Source organism: Duganella margarita, from assembly GCF_009857535.1.
Classification (GTDB): Bacteria; Pseudomonadota; Gammaproteobacteria; order Burkholderiales; family Burkholderiaceae_D; genus Rugamonas; species Rugamonas margarita.
Genome location: NZ_WWCS01000002.1, coordinates 281,574 through 301,325, shown reverse-complemented (window position 1 = coordinate 301,325; position 19,752 = coordinate 281,574). Strand labels below are relative to the sequence as shown.

The 19,752-nt window shown below is 63.1% G+C and carries 16 protein-coding genes; 5 read left to right on the top strand and 11 right to left on the bottom strand.

The features are described from left to right. Window positions 1-4: 4 nt before the first annotated feature. The 4 genes from GTP55_RS03920 to GTP55_RS03905 all read right to left on the bottom strand — a co-directional run bounded on the left by GTP55_RS03920 (window position 5) and on the right by GTP55_RS03905 (window position 7,429). On the bottom strand, window positions 5-2,383 hold the full coding sequence (locus GTP55_RS03920; protein ID WP_161043665.1) for a DNA polymerase II: 2,379 nt from the start codon (window positions 2,381-2,383) through the stop codon (window positions 5-7). Window positions 2,384-2,843: 460 nt separating this feature from the next. Then, window positions 2,844-5,345: a TonB-dependent receptor gene (locus GTP55_RS03915; RefSeq protein ID WP_161043664.1), complete on the bottom strand. Its 2,502-nt coding sequence runs from the start codon at window positions 5,343-5,345 to the stop codon at window positions 2,844-2,846. A 151-nt stretch (window positions 5,346-5,496) separates the two neighbouring features. Further along, window positions 5,497-6,711 (bottom strand): acyl-CoA dehydrogenase family protein, encoded by a 1,215-nt coding sequence (locus GTP55_RS03910; RefSeq protein ID WP_161043663.1) that lies wholly within the window; start codon window positions 6,709-6,711, stop codon window positions 5,497-5,499. A gap of 13 nt (window positions 6,712-6,724) precedes the next feature. Next, window positions 6,725-7,429, bottom strand: a complete 705-nt coding sequence (locus tag GTP55_RS03905; protein WP_161043662.1) for a histidine phosphatase family protein — start codon at window positions 7,427-7,429, stop codon at window positions 6,725-6,727. An 84-nt stretch (window positions 7,430-7,513) separates the two neighbouring features. Between GTP55_RS03905 and GTP55_RS03900 the strand changes: the two genes are divergently transcribed. Beyond that, window positions 7,514-8,425 carry a LysR family transcriptional regulator gene (locus GTP55_RS03900; protein WP_161043661.1) on the top strand — a complete coding sequence of 304 codons (912 nt, stop codon included), beginning with the start codon at window positions 7,514-7,516 and terminating at the stop codon, window positions 8,423-8,425. Here the strand turns inward: GTP55_RS03900 and GTP55_RS03895 are convergent. Further along, the gene (locus GTP55_RS03895; RefSeq protein ID WP_161043660.1) at window positions 8,397-9,536 is read right to left on the bottom strand and encodes an MFS transporter; all 1,140 of its coding nucleotides are present in this window, start codon (window positions 9,534-9,536) and stop codon (window positions 8,397-8,399) included. The genes GTP55_RS03900 and GTP55_RS03895 overlap by 29 nt on opposite strands. A gap of 92 nt (window positions 9,537-9,628) precedes the next feature. Between GTP55_RS03895 and GTP55_RS03890 the strand changes: the two genes are divergently transcribed. Then, a complete protein-coding gene (locus GTP55_RS03890) occupies window positions 9,629-10,546 on the top strand; it encodes a LysR family transcriptional regulator (protein WP_161043659.1) in 918 nt (305 codons plus the stop codon). A 30-nt stretch (window positions 10,547-10,576) separates the two neighbouring features. On the opposite strand, the gene GTP55_RS03885 is transcribed toward GTP55_RS03890, so the two are convergent. Then, window positions 10,577-11,218: a glutathione S-transferase gene (locus GTP55_RS03885; RefSeq protein WP_161043842.1), complete on the bottom strand. Its 642-nt coding sequence runs from the start codon at window positions 11,216-11,218 to the stop codon at window positions 10,577-10,579. A gap of 129 nt (window positions 11,219-11,347) precedes the next feature. Here GTP55_RS03885 and GTP55_RS03880 point away from each other — a divergent pair, with 129 nt between their 5' ends. Next, window positions 11,348-11,923 (top strand): TetR/AcrR family transcriptional regulator, encoded by a 576-nt coding sequence (locus GTP55_RS03880; RefSeq protein ID WP_371868281.1) that lies wholly within the window; start codon window positions 11,348-11,350, stop codon window positions 11,921-11,923. Window positions 11,924-11,948: 25 nt separating this feature from the next. On the opposite strand, the gene GTP55_RS03875 is transcribed toward GTP55_RS03880, so the two are convergent. The 3 genes from GTP55_RS03875 to GTP55_RS03865 are packed head-to-tail and all read right to left on the bottom strand — an operon-like array spanning window position 11,949 to window position 15,371. Then, complete coding sequence (locus GTP55_RS03875) at window positions 11,949-12,542, bottom strand: PqiC family protein (protein WP_161043658.1); 594 nt, start codon at window positions 12,540-12,542, stop codon at window positions 11,949-11,951. Then, window positions 12,539-14,158 carry a PqiB family protein gene (locus tag GTP55_RS03870; RefSeq protein WP_161043657.1) on the bottom strand — a complete coding sequence of 540 codons (1,620 nt, stop codon included), beginning with the start codon at window positions 14,156-14,158 and terminating at the stop codon, window positions 12,539-12,541. The genes GTP55_RS03875 and GTP55_RS03870 overlap by 4 nt, the downstream gene beginning before the upstream one ends. After that, window positions 14,151-15,371 (bottom strand): paraquat-inducible protein A, encoded by a 1,221-nt coding sequence (locus GTP55_RS03865; protein WP_202423521.1) that lies wholly within the window; start codon window positions 15,369-15,371, stop codon window positions 14,151-14,153. Before GTP55_RS03865 ends, GTP55_RS03870 begins: the two co-directional genes overlap by 8 nt. A gap of 142 nt (window positions 15,372-15,513) precedes the next feature. Here GTP55_RS03865 and GTP55_RS03860 point away from each other — a divergent pair, with 142 nt between their 5' ends. Then, window positions 15,514-16,230: a substrate-binding periplasmic protein gene (locus tag GTP55_RS03860; RefSeq protein WP_161043655.1), complete on the top strand. Its 717-nt coding sequence runs from the start codon at window positions 15,514-15,516 to the stop codon at window positions 16,228-16,230. Here the strand turns inward: GTP55_RS03860 and GTP55_RS03855 are convergent. Together GTP55_RS03855 and GTP55_RS03850 are read right to left on the bottom strand one after the other, a co-directional pair. Further along, window positions 16,223-17,452, bottom strand: coding sequence for a M20/M25/M40 family metallo-hydrolase (locus GTP55_RS03855; RefSeq protein WP_161043654.1), 1,230 nt, complete (start codon window positions 17,450-17,452; stop codon window positions 16,223-16,225). The genes GTP55_RS03860 and GTP55_RS03855 overlap by 8 nt on opposite strands. Before the next feature lie 11 nt (window positions 17,453-17,463). Next, on the bottom strand, window positions 17,464-18,672 hold the full coding sequence (locus tag GTP55_RS03850; protein WP_161043653.1) for a urate hydroxylase PuuD: 1,209 nt from the start codon (window positions 18,670-18,672) through the stop codon (window positions 17,464-17,466). Window positions 18,673-18,788: 116 nt separating this feature from the next. Between GTP55_RS03850 and GTP55_RS03845 the strand changes: the two genes are divergently transcribed. Then, entirely contained in the window at window positions 18,789-19,727 is a 939-nt protein-coding gene (locus GTP55_RS03845) for a LysR family transcriptional regulator (protein ID WP_161043652.1), read from the top strand. Window positions 19,728-19,752 lie beyond the last annotated feature (25 nt).

Here is a 19,752-nt window from a genome sequence, read left to right as displayed (position 1 = left end):
TCCATTAGAAAAGGCTGGCTTGCGCCGTGGTCAGGCTGGTGAAGCTGTCGTGCATCGGCTGCAGGATGGCGTCGGCAATCGGCTGCAGCTGCTTGGTCAGGTAATGCTCGTAATCGATATGCGAGCGCAGCGCTTCCAGTGGCTCGGGGCCGCCGGTGGTCATCACGTAGCTGATCCAGCCGCCGTTCTGGTAGCGCAGCGGGCGGCGTTGCGACTGGTTGTACTCGTCGGCCAGGCGCGCGGCGCGCACTTGCGGCGGCACGTTGACTTTATATTCGTCGAGCGGCTGGCGCAGGCGCTTGCGGTACACCAGCAGGTCGTCGTGGTCGCCCGCCAGCGTGCGCTCGGCGTAGTCGCGCACGTAGTCCTGGTAGGCCTGGTCCTTGAAGATGCGGGTGAACAGCCCTTGCTGGAATTGCTGCGCCAGCGGCGTCCAGTCGCTGCGCGCCACTTCCAGGCCACGGTAGATGACTTCTTCTTCGCCCCTGGCGTTGACCGCCAGCCCGGCGTAGCGCTTCTTGCTGCCGAGTTCGGTGCCGCGGATGGTCGGCATGAAAAATTTCTGGTAGTGGGTGTCAAACTCGATTTCGAGGTGGCAGTCGAGGCCGTGCTGTTCCTTCAGCATTGTGCGCCACCACAGGTTGATCTGGTCGGCCAGCCGCTGGCCGATCGCCAGCGCTTCGGCGCTCGGGTGCTCTTTTTTGAGCCAGATGAAGATCGAGTCGGTGTCGCCGTAGATGACGTCGTAGCCTTCGGCCTCGACCAGCTTGCGGGTCTGCTTGAGCATCTGGTGACCGCGCAGCGTCACCGACGACACCAGGCGCGGATTGAAGAAGCGGCATTCGGTGGCGCCCAGCACGCCGCAGAAGGAATTCATCAGCAGCTTCAGCGCGGTCGACAGCGGTTCGTTTTTGGCGCGCTTGGCGGCGTCGCGCTGTTGCCACAGGTCGGTGGTGATGGCCGGCAGGCAGTGCCGGTCGCGCGAGAACACGGTGCCATTGACGCCCTCCACCACCGTGGCCGGATCGGCCGCGATTTCGCCTTCCACCAGGCCGACCGGGTCGACTAAAAACGTGCGGATGATCGACGGGTACAGGCTTTTGTAATCCAGCACCACCACCGAGTCGTACAGCCCCGGCTTGGAATCCAGCACGAAGCCGCCCGGCGAAGCGCCGCCGCTGACATCACCGACGTTCGGCGCCACATAGCCTTCGCGGTGCATGCGCGGCAGGTAGTGGTGGTTGAAGGCGGCGATCGAGCCGCCCAGGTGGTCGGCCGGCAGCCCGGTGACGGTGGCGCGCTCGATCATGAAGGCCAGCAGGTTGGCCTTGGCGAAGATGCGCGTCACCAGTTCGCAGTCTTTGAGGTTGTACAGCGCCAGCGCCGGCTTGTCGTGCTGGAAGCGGCGCTCGATTTCGGCCATCTTGTCGTAGTCGTCGCCGATGTCCTTGCCCTCGCCCAGCATCGATTGCGAGACGTTTTGCAAGCTGTACGAGGGGAACATCCACGAGGCGGCTTTCAGCGCGTCGATGCCGTCGAGGACGATGCGGCCCGGCAGCGGCGCGAACAGGTAGCCCTGCTTGCCCGGATGTTCGCGCCATTCGATGCCCTTGCCTTCGCGCCCCAGCGCCAGCGGCACCTTGTATTTGTCGGCGTTTTTTTGCAGCACGCGCAGGTCGAACTGCACCACGTTCCAGCCGATGATGACGTCGGGGTCGTGGCGCGCCATCCAGCCGTTCAGGCGTTCGATCAGCTGGCGCGGCGTGGCGCAGTATTCGAGCTCGAAGTCGATGGCGTCGGCATCGGCATAGGCGGCCGGCGGTTCGCCCAGCATGTACACCTGGCGCTGGCCGCAGCCTTCCAGCGCGATCGAGTACAGGTCTTCGTAGGCGCTGGTTTCGATGTCCAGCGACACCATCCTGAGCGCCGGCCGGTAGTCGGGTGCCGGCTTGAGCTTGCAATTGTGGATCACGCTGCCGCTGGCGTGGCCGCCCTCGGTCTGCACGCCGGCGGTGATGAAGCGTTCCATCAGGTAGCGTTCGGGCGGGCGGATGTCGGCCTCGTACAACTTGATGCCGTGCTCGCGCAGCGTGCGCTCCAGCGCGGTCAGCTGCTTGTAGCGCGCCGCGTAGACGCCCACCACCGGCTGCTGCTGGAAGGTTTTCAGCGGCAGTTCGCGCAGCGCGATGCCGGCCTGCGGGCCGATCTGGGCGAGGATGGCGTCCTGCACCGCCGACTCGGCGAAAGCCACCGAGGTCTGCCCGGTCAGCCGCACCTTGCGCGGACCGGCGTCGGTGGCCAGCCAGAAATCGATCTCCGTGCCACTGGGCGTGTCGCGCCAGTGGCGGGTCAGGATGAAGCCGGTTTGTGCGGGATGCGTCATGCCAGAATTATACTGTATGTGCATACAGCCGGCACGTCCTGCCTTCGCCAAATCTGCCGGGCATATGGTTAGGGCTGCCCAATTCGCTCCCCTGTGGATTTCCTTCTATTTTCGCCCCTATTTTTCACTATTTTCATTTGCATTGAACTATTCCGCAAACTGTCGATCTAAATGGTAAAAAGCAGTGATACATAGAAGGAGAAATCGAATGAAAGCTGGCCGAACCGCCGCCCCGGCCACGCGACACCACGCCGGGCGCAGGCTGGACCTTGCCCGAGCGGCGCAAGTTCCGTTTCCGTATTGAAGACGTCGCATTTGAATAAAAAAAAGCCCGCTACGAGAGCGGGCTAAATCTATTTCCTTGGAGGAGAATAGAGGAGACAGGTGCAATCATGCCTGCGGCCAAAGTATTTATCCAATTTATATTGCTGATGCCAGAGATTCACACAACGCATAATGCTTAGAACTTCACGTCCAGCTTGACGCTGAAGTAGCGGAACACGTCACGCGGCGGCACCCAGCTGCTGGCCGACACCTGCGGCGACGTGGCGGTAGGACCGGCACGGAACGACGACGGTCCGCTCGAGTTCGCATTCGGAATATAGAAGCGATCGAACAGATTGTTGACGCGGAAGCTGAGCTTGTACTTGTCCTGCGGATCGCGCACGCCGAAGCCCACATCGGTAATGCTGTACGGATCGTTGACCGAGTTCGGATCGTTGTTGATATTGGTGTAATACTTGCTCTGATAGCGCACATTGGCGTTGACAAAGGCCCGCAGCGGCAGCGTCGGCACATTGAACTCATAGGTGGCGCCGATATTCAGCTTGATCTTCGGCGTGCCCGGGAAGTTGGAATGGTCCAGATTCTGCACGCCGGTGGTCGAGCCTGGCGCGATCGGGAAGCAGGCGCTGTTCTGGCCGGCGATCGAACCGTTGGCCGCCAGCTTGGTGCCGCCCACCGCCACATTGGTCGAATCGCTGTAGCACGGACCGTTGGCCCACTTCTCGATGGTCGGCAGCGTGAACGCCAGCGCCGCATTCACATTCAGATCCTTGGCCGCCAGCGCGTTCACATCCAGTTCAAAGCCATGGGTGGCGATGTTCGGAATCGAATTGAGCTGGCTGTAAATGGTCGGATCGTTCGGCAGCACGTAGGTCACGTTCTGCTGGTAATTGAAGAAATCCGACTTGAAATACGTGGCCGCAATCGACATGCGGTTGTTGAACAGATTGGCCTTGGTGCCCAGCTCGAAGCTCTGGCTGGTTTCCGGGCGAATCGGGAACGCCGCCACCGCCTTCAAACCCGAGGTCACGTCATACGCCTCGCCCTTGTAGCCGGTCGAGACCTGCGAATACACCATCCACTCCGGTGTGATCTGCTTCTGCAGACTGACCTTGCCGGTGGTGGCGCGGTCGCTGTTGCCGGTGCTCTGGAACTGGTCGACGCCGACCGGACCCGGCTTGAACGAGGCCTCGGTCAGCTGGTCGGTGTAGTAGTTGCGCTTGTAGTGGTAGCCGGAAATCTCTTCGTTGACGCGCAGGCCGCCGGTCAGCGTCCAGGTCGGCATGAATTCCCACGACGCCTGGCCGAACACCGCCTTGTTGGTGTTGTAGATGTCGGTGTAGTAGTTGGTCGGGCTGGACGGCGAGGTGGAGCTGCACACGGTTGGCGCCACGCAGTAGCCGCGAATGAAGTGGCGGTAGATCTCGTTATGCGCCAGCCACAGGCCGGCCACGTACTTGACGCTGCCACTGTCCGGCGACACATAGCGCAGCTCCTGCGTCTTCGAGCGGATGTCGTAGGTGCCGAACTGGTTGTTGCCCACGGTCGGAATAGTCGAACCGGCGACGGCGATGGTCGGCACGTCGGTAAAGTCCTGGTCGCGGAAGTCGTTGGCCAGGTATTTGCTCCACGATGAGATCGACATCAGCTGCGCCTCGTTCGGCAGCGTCCACGACACTTTCAGGCCGACGCCGCGGTCGCTGGAAATCAGCCCGGTCGGGAAATCGCGGCGCACGTTGCGGTTGTTTGGATCGTTGACGTTGATGCCGGCCAGCACCGAGGTGGCGGGCAGCAGCGGATTACCGTTCAGGTACACGCCATTCAGGCCGATCGGCGTCGTCACCAGCGTGCCGGCCGCCGCCGAACCGGTGCGCAGGTTGAAGCCGTTGACGGCGGTGACGCCGCGCGAGTTGTCCTGGAAGTTGTAGCGCGGCGACAGGTCCACCTGCAGCGTGTCGGTCGGATTCCACTGCAGCTTGGCCATAAAGGTCTTGCCGCCCGAACCGTTGACGTCCTTGCCGTCGGTCAGGTTGTGGAAAGTGCCCGGCAGGCGGCTCTTGCCGGCGTACAGGCGCAGCGCGAAGTGCTCGTCCAGCTGGCCGCCGGCCGAGGCGTTGACGCGCCATTCGTTGTCATTGGTCAGGTAGGTGCTGGCGCGGTACACCATCGGGCCGGAAATCGGCTTGGTGACGATGTTGACGGCGCCGGCCACCGCCGACTTGCCGAACAGCGTGCTCTGCGGGCCCTTCAGCACCTCGATGCGCGACACGTCGGCCAGATCCTTGAAGGCCTGGAACTGGGTGGCGATCGGGATGTCGTCGATGATCACCGCCACGTCCGACTCGACGCCGATGCCGACCGAGACGGTGCCGATGCCGCGCATGAAGATGGCGTTGTTGGCGGCGGTGGTGCCCGAGTTCAAGGTCAGCGAGGGCATCATCGCCACCACGTCCTCGATTTCGCGGATATTGGTGCGCTGGATTTCCTGCTCGCTCATCACCGAAATCGCCATTGGAACGCTTTCCAATTTTTCGACGCGTTTATTCGCGGTCACTACTACCGTCTCCAGCGTGCCGGGTTTGCTAGCCGATTCTTCTTGTTGCGCGTGGGCGTTCATCGACAGCAAGGCCAGCGCGAGGGCCGACGCCATTGGCGTCAGAAGGATAGGTTTTTTCATCGTCGTCTCCAGCTTTTTGTTTTAGTTAATCGTTTAACTTGCGTGGTGACAAAGATTAAAGCAGGCTTTTACAGATGTCAACACGAAGTCGACACCTGTGAGCAAGCCACGCAACAGTTTGACGGAAAACGATTACCTTACACTGGGCCGATCACTTGTAACGTGCTAGTTCCATTTTGCCGATCTGTGCCCGGTGCACCTCGTCCGGACCGTCGGCCAGCCGCAGCGAGCGGGCGCTGGCGTACGCGTGGGCCAGGAAGGGATCGGCCATGCCGCCGCCGCCCTGCACCTGGATCGCCCAGTCGATCACCTGGCAGGCCATGTTTGGCGCCGCCACCTTGATCATGGCAATTTCCTTGGCGGCCACTTTGTTGCCGACCGTATCCATCATATAGGCCGCGTTGAGCACCAGCAGGCGCGCCTGGTCGATCAAAATGCGCGATTCGGCGATGCGCTCCAGCGTCACGCCCTGCTGCGCCACCGGCTTGCCGAACGCCACCCGCGCCAGACTGCGCTGGCACATCTGCTGCAAGGCCCGCTCGGCCAGGCCGATCAGCCGCATGCAATGGTGAATCCGGCCCGGCCCCAGCCGGCCCTGGGCGATCTCGAAGCCCCTGCCCTCGCCCAGCAGCAGATTGCCAACCGGCACGCGGACATTGTCAAACACCACTTCCGCGTGGCCGTGCGGCGCATCGTCAAAGCCGAACACCGGCAGATGGCGCAGGATGGTCAGCCCCGGCGCATCGCGCGGCACCAGGATCATCGACTGCTGCTTGTGCCGGTTTTCATTGTGCGGATCGCTCTTGCCCATGAAGATGAACACCGCGCAGCGCGGATCGTTGGCGCCGGACGACCACCACTTGCGGCCATTGATTACATACGCGTCGCCATCGCGCACGATCGAGCTTTCGATATTGGTCGCGTCCGACGACGCCACCGCCGGCTCGGTCATGCCGAAGCACGAGCGGATGCGGCCGTCCAGCAGCGGCGCCAGCCACTGCTGCTGCTGTTCCGGCGTGCCGTAGCGCGCCAGCACTTCCATATTGCCGGTGTCCGGCGCCGCGCAGTTGAACACCTCCGGCGCCCAGTGCACGCGGCCCATGATCTCGCACAGCGGCGCGTATTCCAGGTTGGTGAGGCCGGCGCCATGCTCCGAGTCCGGCAGGAACAGATTCCACAGGCCGGCCGCGCGCGCCTTCAGCTTCAGCTCTTCCATGATCCTGGTCGCCACCCAGGCGTTGCCGGCGGCGCGATTGGCGTCCACCTCGGCATGAAAGGCCTGCTCGTTGGGATAAATATGCTCATCCATGAAAGCGCGCAGGCGTGCTTGCAGTTGCTGTACTTTCGGGCTGTAATCGAAATCCATGAAGTCTCCTTGATTATCGGTAGGTGACCGCACCAGGCTGGCCCAGCCATTCCAGATGCGCGTAGTTGTTCAGATAGCTCAGCGTGAACTGGCCGGGCCGCTGCATCAGCTTGGTGACGGCGCAATTGGCCAGTGTCCAGTTCAACTCCATCACCTGGAAATCCTGCAAGCCCAGCAGATGCTGCATCAGCGCCGCGATCACGCCGCCGGAGGTGAACACCATCGTGGTCTGCTGGCGGCTGTCGGTATCGAGCCGTTCCAACGCGCGCACGCAGCGGCGGCGGAAATCCGGCCAGGTCTCGGCATAGTCGCCGTCATGCCAGCCGCCCATCCAGCGCTGCATGGCGGCGCGGAACACATGCTCCAGCGCGCGCGGCGGATCGACATGGCTGGCCAGCAGCGCCTTGAACGCCGCCGCATCGGCAAACTCCGGGCAATGGCGCAGCAGCACCTCCTGATGATCGAACTCGGCGAAGTCGGCGTCGGTCACCCACTCGGTCTCCAGCAACTGCTTGCGCGGCACCATGGACAGGCAGGTATCGGCCGTCTGCCGATGCCGCACCATGCCGCCGGTAATCACCTTGCTGAAACTCTGGCGGGTGTTCGCATACCACTGCCCCAGCAGGCGCGCCTGCTCAAAGCCCAGCTCCGACAACTGATCATAATCGGCCTTGCCGAACGAGGCCTGCCCGTGACGCACCAGAAAAATTTGTCCCATCTCGCCTCCTCCGTCAGACCTGTAGCTTACCGGGGAGCCTATAATTCATCAAATGAATAGAATTAATTGAATTGGATAAATTCCATGCATCTATCAAAAGTCGATCTGAACCTGTTCATCGTGCTGGAAGCGATCTATGCGGAAGGCAGCATCACCCGCGCCAGCCTCAAAATGAACCTGACGCAGCCGGCCATCAGCCACGCGCTGAACCGCCTGCGCCAGCTGTTCGACGATCCGCTGTTCGAGCGCCAGGGCCACGTCATGACGCCGACGCCGTTGACCCGCTCCATCATCGACCAGGTGCGGCGCGCGCTGCGCGGCTTTGAAGTCACCCTGAGCGGCGCCGCCCATTTCGACCCCGCCAGCAGCGAGCGCAGCTTCTCGCTGGCGGTGCGCGACGTACTGGAGGCCAGCGTGCTGCCGGGCCTGATGGCCGGCATCTCGGCGGCCGCGCCGTCGGCCACGCTGAACACCCTGCAAGTGAGCCGGCGCGAACTGGAAAGCGAACTGGCGGCCGGCACGCTGGACGCCGCCATCGACGTGCTGTTGCCGCTGCCAAACGAGGTGCGGCGCGCGCAGCTGGCCGGCGACCAGACCGTGGTGCTGGTGCGGCGCGGCCACCCGCTGGTCAAGCGCCGCGCGCTGACGCTGGACACCTACCTGGAAATGGAGCACATCCAGACCAGCTCGCGCCGGCGCGGGCCGGGACTGGAAGATGTGGAACTGAGCCGGCAAGGCCTGCAACGCAAGATCCGCCTGCGCTGCCAGCACTACTTCGCCGCCTGCCGCGTGGTCAGCCAGACCGACCTGGCGCTGACCATGCCGGACCGCCTGGCGCGCATCGTCAACCAGCAATTCAACAACCAGATCCTGGCGCTGCCGCTGGCGATGCCGTCACTGGACGTCTACCTGTACTGGCACGCCAACGTCGACAACGACCCCGCCAACACCTGGCTGCGCGCCCAGATCACCGCCGCGATGCAAGCGGCCGGATAGCCACCACCGCCAGCGCCGCCAGCAGGGCAATCGCGCCGGAGACGTAGCCGATATTGCCCGCGCCCCAGGTCGAAATACTGCCGCCGCCAATCAGCGCGCCGAGCGCGATGCCGCCGTTGGCCGCCGACACATTGATGGTGCCGGCCAGCGCCTGCGCCTGCGTCGCCGCCTGCATCACGCGGATCTGGCATACCGGATACAGCGCCGTGTTGGCGATGCCCCACACCGCCAGCGCCAGCACAAACCAAGCGCCGCCGCCGGCCAGCGCCATGCTGGCCACCATGCCAACCGCCAGCACCGCGCAGACCACCGCCGTGGTCGCCAGCGGCCGACGGCCGGCCCACAGGCCACCCAGCCAGTTGCCCAGCAGCCCGATGGCGCCAAAGCCCATCAGCCACCAGCCGACCCGCGCCGGCGCCACGCCGGCCGACTGCTCCAGCATCTCCGCCAGATAGGTATAGCCGGTAAACATCGCCGTAAACACCAGCACCGACAAGGCGACGTTGGCCAGGAAGAACCGGCTTTTCAATATCTGCAACTGATCCGCCATGCATACCGGATGGCGCGCGCGCACCGTCGGCATGCACGCCGCCAGCAGCACGGCAATCAGCAGCGACAGCGCCGCCAGTAGGCCGAAGGCGCCACGCCAGCCGATCGCATCCGAGGCCAGCGTGCCCAGCGGAATACCGAACAACATGGCGCCGGAAATGCCCAGATACACCCGCGACACCGCGCGTCCGCCCTGCCCCGGCGCGGCGATCTGCGCCGCCGTCTCGCTGGCCGTGCCCCAGAACACCGGCAACGCCAGTGCCGGCAACAGCCGCGCGACCGCCAGCACCCAGCCGTTCGGCGCCAGCGCCGCCAAGCCGTTCGACGCCGCGAACAACAGCAGAATCGCAATGAACAAGCGCTTGCGCTCGACATTGGCCAGCCACGCCGTCAGAAACGGCCCGCACAGCATCACTACCACCGCGAACAGCGTCACCAGCTGCCCCGCCGTCGCCACCGCGATGTGCAGATCGCGCGCCAGCGCCGGCAGCAGGCCGACGATCAGAAATTCGGTGGTCACGATCACAAACGCGGCGACCGCCAGAAGAATAGAAGTAAACATGCCTTGACCCGGTAAAAAACACCGGCCATCATAGCCAAGAAAAATATTCCCATGTTGGACCATAATTCCACTCATTTATAGAAATAAATTCCATGAGCGCCACCGAACGCCTGAAAGGCCTGGAAACCTTCGTCGCGGTTGCCGACGCCGGCAGCTTCACTGCCGCCGCCACCCGGCTGCACCTGACCAACTCCGCAGTGGGCAAAGCCATCGCCCGGCTCGAAGAACGGCTGCAAAAGCAGTTGTTCGAGCGCGGCACGCGCCAGCTGACGCTGACCGACGCCGGCGCCACCTTCCACGCCTCGTGCCTGCGCATCCTCGATGAAGTAGCGCTGGCCGAACGCGCGCTGTCGGATGAAGACACTCTGCCCGGCGGCCGCCTGCGCATCGACCTGCCGGCCACTTTCGGCCGCATGAAAGTGCTGGCGCCGCTGCTGGAGTTCGCCGCCCGCCACCCGCACATCACACCGCACATCTCGTACACCGACCGCTTTGTCGACGTCGTCGAAGACGGCATGGACCTGGTGGTGCGGATCGGCGGCGACGACGCCTGGCCGGCGGCAGTGGGGTACCGCCATCTCGGCAATGAAGAACTGATCTTCTGCGCGGCGCCCGCCTTCATCGCCCGCCACGGCGCACCGCAGCGCGCGGCCGACCTGCCGCAGTACGACGCCATCCTGTACGGCCGCGCCGACGGCAGCACGCAACCGTGGCGCATCCAGGAAGGCGCCGCCCCGCTGGCGCGCCAGCATATCAACGGCCGCATGGTGTTCGGCCAGGCCGAATCGCAAGTGGCCGCCGTGGTCGCCGGCTTGGGCCTGGCGCAATTCCCCACCTGGCTGGTGGAACCGCAAATCCGCGACGGCAGCCTGGTCAACATCCTGCCGCAGCTGACCACCCAGGGTCTGCCGCTGCACTTGCTGTGGCAACGCAGCCGCGAACACACGCCCAAACTCCAGGCACTGCGTGCGCACTTCGAAGCGACGCTGTGCATCGATCCCCAGGCCTGAGGGGCATCGCCGCCGGCAGCGGCCAACTGTTTAGCTGGAAAACGCCGGCTGGGTGATCACGCTCTCACGCTGCTTCATCCGTTCGTACCAGGCCAGCAAAGCGCGGCATTCAGCGGGAATCTCCAGCTTGACGATGGCAGCGAACACCAGGCCACCGATCACCGTAATGTCGGCCATCGAGAACTCCGCACCCGCGATGAACGGTTGATGCTGAAGCACCGTGTCGAAGTAATGCATGCCACGGATCGCCTTGTCACGCTGCCGGAATCCCCATTCCGGATTCTGGTACAGCTCCACCGACGGCCCCAGGCCTGGCGTGCCATGGTGAAAATACACGCTGATCGCATCCAGCAATTCGATTTCGGCTCGCTTGCTCATCATGTGAATGATCCCCTGCTGCAGCGGCGTGGTACCGGTCAGGCTGGGAGCGCCATCGAGCGTATCGAAATATTGCGTGATGGCGGTGCATTCGGCAATCAGGGTCCCATCGTGCAGTTCCAGCACGGGCAGCGTTCCCGAGTAGTTTTTTTGCGCGATGAACTCGGGCGTCTTGTGCTCGCCCTTGTATAAATCGACCATCTTGAACTGGACTTGCGCCTGCAGCTTCTTCTCTGCAATGGCAATCCGCACACGCGTCGGATAGGGGCCGACCGGAAAATCGTACACCGTCATGGAAGTCATGATTACTCCTGAATAAAAATTGTTTGAAAGTTGCCTCGAATTACCTACCTAACGTTTGGTAGGTTAACGATAGTGCGTTATACATGCGCCATGTCAACACTTTTATCGGCTGGAGTGACAGTGAAGCTTGAAGCGGAAGCAAATTCGAGGGAAAAGATCCTGATGGAAGCTACCAGGATGGCCCAGGCGCATGGCTATAACGGCCTGAACATTCGTGATCTGGCCAGCGCTGTCGGCATCAAGGCTGCCAGCGTGTACCATCATTTCGCCGGCAAGGCCGATCTGGGAGCGGCAGTCGCCAAGCGCTACTGGGAAGACTCGGAAGCCACGCTGCAGGCGATGCTCGAAGAGTTGGGCGACCCGCTGGCCTGCCTGCGCCGATATCCGGATACTTTTCGCAAAGCCCTCGGCCGCGACAATCGCATCTGCCTGTGCAGCTTCATGGCGGCGGAAACAGACGATCTTCCCGACCCGATCAAGCTCGAAGTCCGCAAATTTGCCGAGGTGAATATCACCTGGTTGAAACAAGTGCTGACCGCCGCTGACAGTGTCCCGAGCGATCAATCCGTTATCCGTGCCCAGGCCATTTTTGCCGCCGTCGCAGGCGCTCAGCTGATCGCCCGCAGCCGGTGTGACATCGCAGTCTATGATCAACTGATCGCGGGTTATATATCAGCTGGCTTGATACCGTCCTAGCAGCGACCCGTCCTAGCAGCGACCTTTAGCAGCCAGATTTTTCTCCGGCAGCCAGCGCCCGCACGGCCTTGGCGATATCGCTGCCGATACGGACCACGGCGCGGCGGTGGCCAGCCACCAGCGCGTCATAACCGGCGCCCACCATCTCCTGCGCCACGCTGCGGCACGTCAGCACCTGGGTGCTGCCCACCAGCCGCACGCTCCACACCGCGTCGATCAGCGCATACCGCCCCGGCGCCGATTCAAAGCGCTGCACATTGGTGCTGATGCGGTACACCGGCGCATTCTCCGGCACCGGGGTGCGGAACGCATCGATCGTTCCCAGCTCGCCCGACACCGCCAGCGACAAGGCCTGGCCGATCTCCGCCGCCGGCGGCGCCGCCCAGCGCTCCTGCTCCAGCAGGTCCATGCGGCCCTCGCCGGTGGTCACCAGCAGCTGGTTGCGCGTCACCTGCTTCGGCACCGTCACCGCCGGCATCTCGATGTAATACGCCGCGCGCGCCGTCGGCGCGGCCACGCCCAGTCCATTGCTCAAACTGTAGAAATGCTCGGGCGGCGAACTCGCACAACCGCCCAGCACCAGCACCGCAACCATCACCGGGCCAAATACACGCATCATTTCGGATCTCCTTTTTTATCGACCTTACCGCGTATCAGCGCCTCCGGATGCCGTTCCAGATAATCGGCCAGCGCATCGAGCGACTGCATCGTCTGCGTCACCTGCTGCAACGCCTCGCGCAGGTCCGACTGCGCCGGCGAATCCTTCTGCAGCAGCTCATCGGCCTGGTGGAACGTCTTGCGCGCCGCCGCCAGCGTGTCCTTCAACTCCGGCACCACCTGCGCATCCAGACGCTTCATCAACACATCGGCGCTCTTCAGCGTATCGCGCAGATTCTTGCCGATCTCCTCGAACGGCACCTTATCGAGCTTGCGCGCGATGCTGGAAACCTGCGTCTGCAATTCGTCCAGGCTATTCGGCACGGTCGGCAGCTCCACCACCTCCTGCGTGGTATCGATCTTGGCCGGCGCCGCATTGGGGAAGAAGTCCAGCGCCACATACAACTGGCCGGTCAGCAGATTGCCGGTGCGCAGCTGGCCGCGCAGGCCGCGCGCCACCATCCGCTCCAGCACCTGCGTGCCGGCCGAACGGTCCTCATTGGTGCCCACCGTCTGGGCGAAACTGCGGCCTAGCCGCGCCGGATACATATCGACCGTTACCGGCATGCGGAAGCTCTTCTTCACCGGATCGAACTCCACGCCTACCGATCGCACCTCACCCAGCACAATGCCGCGGAAGTCCACCGGCGCGCCGGCCGACAAGCCGCGCAGCGACTGGTCGAAATACAGCACCGTGGTCACCGCCACGCCATCCGGCTCGCGCAGCGCGCTGGCCTGGTCGGCCGCCAGCAAAAACTCGCTGCCGCCCGGCGCCGCAGCAGACGGCTTCTGCCCGTTGACCGACTCGAACGCAATGCCGCCCACCAGCAGCGCCGCCAGCGACTGCGTATTGACCTTGAAGCCCGACGAATCGAGCCGCACATCGACACCGCTGGCATGCCACCAGCGCGAATTCTTGCCCACATACTGATCGTACGGCGCGGCGATGAACACCGACATCTTGACCCCGCGACCCTTCTCATCGAGATCGAAGCCGGTCACCTGCCCGACCTGGATGCGGCGATAGAAAATCGGCGAACCGACATCGATGGAACCGAGCGACTCGCCGTGCAGCACGAACGACGTGCCCTTCTCGTCGCGCGTCACCTGCGGCGGCTTTTCCAGCCCCGTGAATTCGTGCGTGGTTTCCTCCGACTTGCCGGCGTCGACACCGATGTAAGAACCGGACAACAACGTGTTCAAGCCCGTCACGCCGCTGGCGCCGATGCGCGGCTTGACCACCCAGAAACGGGTATCGGCTGCGGTGAAGCGTTTGGCCTCCTTGGTCATGTCGATCGTGACCAGCACCTTGGACAGATCGCCGTCCAGCTTGATCGTCTTGACCAACCCGATATCGACGTCCTTGTATTTGACCTTGGTCTTGCCCGGTTCCAGGCCGTCGGCGCTGCGGAAGCTCACCGTCACCGTCGGACCTTGGTCGATCACCATCCGCACCACCAGCATCACGCCGATGATCGCCGCCAGCAGGGGAATCAGCCAGACCAGCGACGGCATGCGGCTAGGCTTCTCCACTTCCGGTTCGGGCAACGGCGGCTGGCCGTTCTCGTTATCAGACATGCTTCTCTCCGTGTGTATCGATAGGATCCCAGATCAGGCGGGGATCGAACTGCATGGACGCGATCATGGTCAGCACCACCACCGCGCAAAACGCCAGCGCGCCAGGACCGGCCGTGATCACCGCCAGCGACTGGAAGCGCACCAGCGCCACCGTCAGCGTAATGACGAAAATATCCAGCATCGACCAGCGCCCCACAAACTCGACGACGCGATACAACGCCGTGCGCTGCAGCGGCTGCCAGCGCGAGCGCCGCTGCGTGGTCCACGCCAGCAGCGCCAGCGCCGCCAGCTTCAGTACCGGCACCACGATGCTGGCGATGAAAATAATCGCCGCCAGCGCCGGCGAACCGCTGGTCCAGAAGTAGACCACGCCGCTGATGATGGTGTCGTCCTCCTTGCCGAACAGCGAATGGGTGTACATCACCGGCAGCAGATTGGCCGGGATGTACAGGATCGCCGCCGCCAGCAAAAAAGCCCAGGTGCGGCCAATGCTGTCCGGATGGCGCCGATGCAAGCGCGCGCCGCAGCGCGCGCAATACTGGTGCCGCACCGTGTACTTCAGCGATTCCACCAGCCCGCAGGCGTGGCAGGCCAGCAGCGGCGCGCCCTTGGTCAACGCCGCGTAATGAAAGGTCTTCTGCGCCGCGCGGCGCCGGCCCGGCAAATGCTCGCCGATGTTCCACAAAATTTTCGGATCGAACGACACCACGATGGCCAGCATCAGCGTCAACGCGCCGAAGGCGAATACGCCCGGCTGCACAATCACCTCGGCCAGGCTGGTCATCTTGACGATGGTGATCAGGATGCCGATCATCAGCACCTCGGTCATGCCCCAGCGGCGCGCAATGCCCACCGCGCGCAGCAGATGATCGAAACCGGGCGGACGCCGGCCCTTGCGCAAGGAGAGTGTCACGTACAGCAAAGAGCCCAGCTCCACCGCCGGCAGCACCATCGTAAACAAGAACACCACCGTGGCCACCACCTCCATATGCTCGGTCCACAATACGCGGATCGCGCCCAGCAGCGTAGCGCTGGTGCTATAGCCGCCGACATCGAGTTGAACGATCGGGAAGAACTGCGCGATCAGAAAGGTGAACACCGCGCCCATGGTGATGGCCGCCATGCGGCTGGCGTCCGAGTAGATGCCGCGATACAGGACCGAGCGGCAACGCACGCAGAGCGCCTTCTCGCGCGGGCGTACCGGGCGGCGCATATGCAGCACGCCGCAGTCGTGACAACTGATTAAATCGTATCGGTGCACAGGTTAGCTGTTCGGTCAATAATGCTCATATCATACGGTATAGGCGGATCAGTTATCATAGGGTGCCATTCCAATAACAACAACGGATATCGCCATGCCCTGCCGTTGGTCCGCACTCCTGGCCACCACGCTTGCCGCCAGCGCCGCCGCGCAAGGCCCGGACACACTCATCTTCGGCACCACGCATGAAAGCGAGGCGGTGGTCTTCGTGTACGCGACCGACTACCTGCAACGGCTGTGCGCAGAAATCCACCAGCGCTGCGCGCTGCAAAGCCTGCCCGGCCGGCGCAGCGAAGCCATGCTGGGCGACGGCAGCCTGGCCGGGGAAATGGGGCGCGTCAAGGAATATGGCTACAAGCATCCACAATACCTGCGCATTGAGGAGCCGTTTGTGCAGACACACACATATGTCTTCACGCCAAGAGGCCAGCCGGCCATCAACAGCTGGGAAGAACTGGCCGCCACTGCGCGCAGCGTCAGTTACAAGCGCGGCATCTACACCTACCAGACCAAATTGGAAGCGCTGCAACCGCGCCTGCGGCCGCACGACGTCCAGAACGTACCGGCCTGCCTGGAGATGGTGATCAAAGGGAGGGACCAGGCGTGCGTCTACGACGACGGCAGCCTGAGTGCCGCCTCGCGCGCCATGCTGTCGCAGGGCCGCATCGGCAGGCCGCTGGAACAACTGGACCTCTACATCTACGTCGGCGCCGACCAGCGCGCACTGGTCGCCGGCATCAACGCCGCCGCCCGCCGCCTGCAAGCGCAAGGCATCAAAGAAGAACTGCGCCGCAAATACTTCGTCAGGTAGCGGCCAGGAAGTCGAACAGCGTGGCGGCGACTACCTTGGTGGCCTTGCGCAGGTCTTCCAGATTGAGGCGCTCGTCGGCCTTCTTGGCGTTGGATTCGGGGACGGTGCGCGGGCCGGCGCCGTAAAGCACGGCGGGGATGCCGTGTTCGCCGTACAGGCGCGCGTCGGCGTACAGCGGCGTGCCCTGCGCCGGGATTTTCTCGCCGATGAAGGTCTCGGCGTTTTGCTGGATGCTGGCCACCAGCTTCTCCGTGCCCGACAGTTCGCGCAGCGCGTGCGACAGCAGCAGGCGCTTGATCTCCAGCGTGATGCCGGGCATACCCTGCACCGCGTTCTCGATCAGCGCGCGCACCTGCGCTTCCACCGCCACCGGATCTTCTTCCGGAATCATGCGGCGGTCCATTTTCAGCACTACCTTGCCCGGCACCACGTTGGTGTTGGTGCCGCCGTCGATGCGGCCCACCAGCATGGTCGGCGAATCGATACCGGCGATCTTCGACTTGATCTTCTTCAGCTCCGGCAGCTGGTCATAGATGGCGTTCAGGATGCGCGTCGCCGCCTGCAATGCGTCATGCCCGGTTTCCGGCATCGCGCCGTGGCCGGACTTGCCATGCACCGTCACCTCCAGTTGCAGGCAGGCGTTGTGCGCGGTGACGATGTTGTAGCTGAAGCCCGCCGCGATCACATAATCCGGCTTGGTCAATTTCTGATCCAGCAGCCAGCCTGGCCCCAGCAGGCCGCCGAATTCCTCGTCGTAGGTGAAGTGCAGTTCCAGCCCGCCCTTGAGCGGCACGCCCAGCGCTTCCAGCGCGCGCACCGCAAAGATGTAGGTCGCAAAGTCACATTTGGACACCGCCGCCGCGCGGCCGTAAATAAAGCCATCTTCCACCACGCCGCCATACGGCGGATAAGTCCAGTTATCGCCCGGCGGCACCACGTCGCCGTGCGCATTCAGCGCCACGGTCGGCCCGCCCGCGGCGTAAGGACGGCGCACGATCAGATTGGTGATGCTCTGCATGCCGTGATCGTGCACCGCCTGCTCCGGCACCGCGTGCTTCTCGGCGGTCCAGCCATAGGCTTTGACCAGATCCGCCACCATCTCCGCGTGCGGCGCGTTGTTACCAGGCGGCGTATCGGTCGGCACGCGCAGCAGTTGTTGCAGCACGCCGACTTCTTCGCCGAAGTGGGCGTCGATCCATTCGGCCAGTTTTTGCTTGTTCATTACTCGTTCTTTCATTTGGCGCCGGACTCGTACCAGGCCGCGATCTGCGTCCGTTCCGCATCCGTCATATTGGTCAGGTTAGCCAGCGGCATCGCCTTGGTCTGCACGACCTGCTTGTAGATTTTTTCCGCGTTCTGATGGATCTCGGCGGCGTTATCAAATGCCACGCCCAGCGGCGCGGCCGCGAAACCGGCCTGCGTCGGATGCGCCGAATGGCACGCCACGCAACGCTGCGCCACCACCGCCTGCACCGTGGCGAAAGCCGCCGCCGGATCAGCCGCCGGCGCCACCGCCGCCGGTTTGGACGGCGCAATCGCCACCGCCACGCCGGCCAGCAGCAGCACGCCGATCACCGGATAACGCCACTCCACACGTCCTTTGTGACGCAGGTTGAAGAAGTGACGAATGAACACGCCGGCCGCCATGATAAACGCCAGCACCAGCCAGGCGCGGTCGTTCCGGTAGGTCATCGCATAGTGGTTACTGATCATGATGAACAGCACCGGCAGCGTGAAGTAGTTATTGTGGACGCTGCGCTGCTTGGCTTTCTGCCCGTGGATCGGGTCCGGCGTGCGGCCGGCCGACATCGCATCGACCATCTTGCGCTGGCCGGGAATAATCAGCATCAGCACATTGCCGACCATGATGGTGCCGATCAGCGCACCGATGTGAATATACGCCGCGCGTCCGCTCAGCACATGCGTCAGTCCATACGCCGTCGCCACGATCAGCACGAAGATCACCACGCCAAACCACAAGTCACGTTTGCCCAGTGGGGAGCGGCACAGCAGGTCATACACCGTCCAGCCGACAACCAGCGTGCCGATACCGATGCCGACCGCCTGCCAGCTACTGATATCGGCCACCGACTTATCGATCATCATCGCCTGCGCGTTGAAGTAGTAGGCGATGGTCAGCAGCGCAATGCCGGACAGCCAGGTGGAATAGGCTTCCCACTTAAACCAGTGAAGCTCCTTCGGCAGCTCGGCCGGCGCCACCAGATATTTTTGCGGATTGTAGAAGCCACCGCCATGCACCGCCCACAACTCGCCCGACACGCCCTTCTTCGCCAGATCCGATCCGGGCGCCGGCGGCCGGATCGAATTGTCCAGCCACACAAAGTAGAACGACGCGCCGATCCAGGCGATGCCGGTGATGATGTGCAGCCAGCGCACCAGCAGGTTCGCCCACTCAAGGCCATAAGGGATCAGATATTCCATGTATTTTTCTAGGTCAAAATGTGGCTAATTTACAGAAGATAAACGGATTTGATTCCGGCTACATGAACATTAGAGTATATTGGACATATCCATTCCCGTATAAACGAAACAAACTCATGTCCGCTTTGCCGCAACACCTGGACCTTCATCTGATCCGCATCCTCTACCTGCTACTGGTAGAGAAAAACGTCTCCCGCGTCGCCCTCAAACTGAATCAGCCGCAGCCCTCCATCTCCGCGTCCTTGCGCAAACTGCGCGAGCTGACCGGCGATCCTCTTTTGGTGCGCGGCGCGCGCGGCATGGTGCCGACCCAGCATGGTGAAAGCCTGCTTGCACCAGCAAAGCGCATTCTCGACGAAACCGAGAACCTGTTCCTCAAGAAGGCAGCTTTCGTGCCACAGGAAGAAGCACGCACCTTTCACGTGGCCGCGCCGGACTATCTGGACAGCCAGTTCCTGCCTAACCTGGTTGCGCTGCTGCGGCGCGGATCGCCCAACAGCCGCATCAAGATCCACAGCCTGGGCGCCGGCTCCGACTACGTGCGCCTGCTGTCGGACGGCGACATGGACCTGGTCATCGCCAACTGGGACGAGCCGCCCGAACACCTGCATATGTCCAAGCTGTTCGAAGATCCGATCATCTGCGTGATGCGCGCCGACTGTCCGTACGCGCTGCGCACGCCGGCCGACAAGATGTCGATGGACGACTACCTCACGCTACCGCACGTGGCGCCGACACAGATCCTGCCCGGCTACGTCGGCGTCATCGACGATTACCTGGAGCGCCAGGGCCTGCAACGCAACGTGGTGGTGGAATCGGCCTACTTCGGACTGATCCCCAATATGCTGGCGCAGACCGATCTGGTGCTGACCACCGGCAGCCAGTTCGTGCGCCACTACGAAAAGCAGATGCCGCTGAAGACCTACAGCGTGCCGGTGCAGTTCCCGCCGATGCGCTTCTACCAGCTGTGGCACGAGCGGGTCCACCAGGCGCCGGAACACAAATGGCTGCGCGAGCAGGTGGGCGCGGCTGCCAAGGCGCTGACGCAGAAGTAAGCGCAGTCATATAAACCGTAACGCA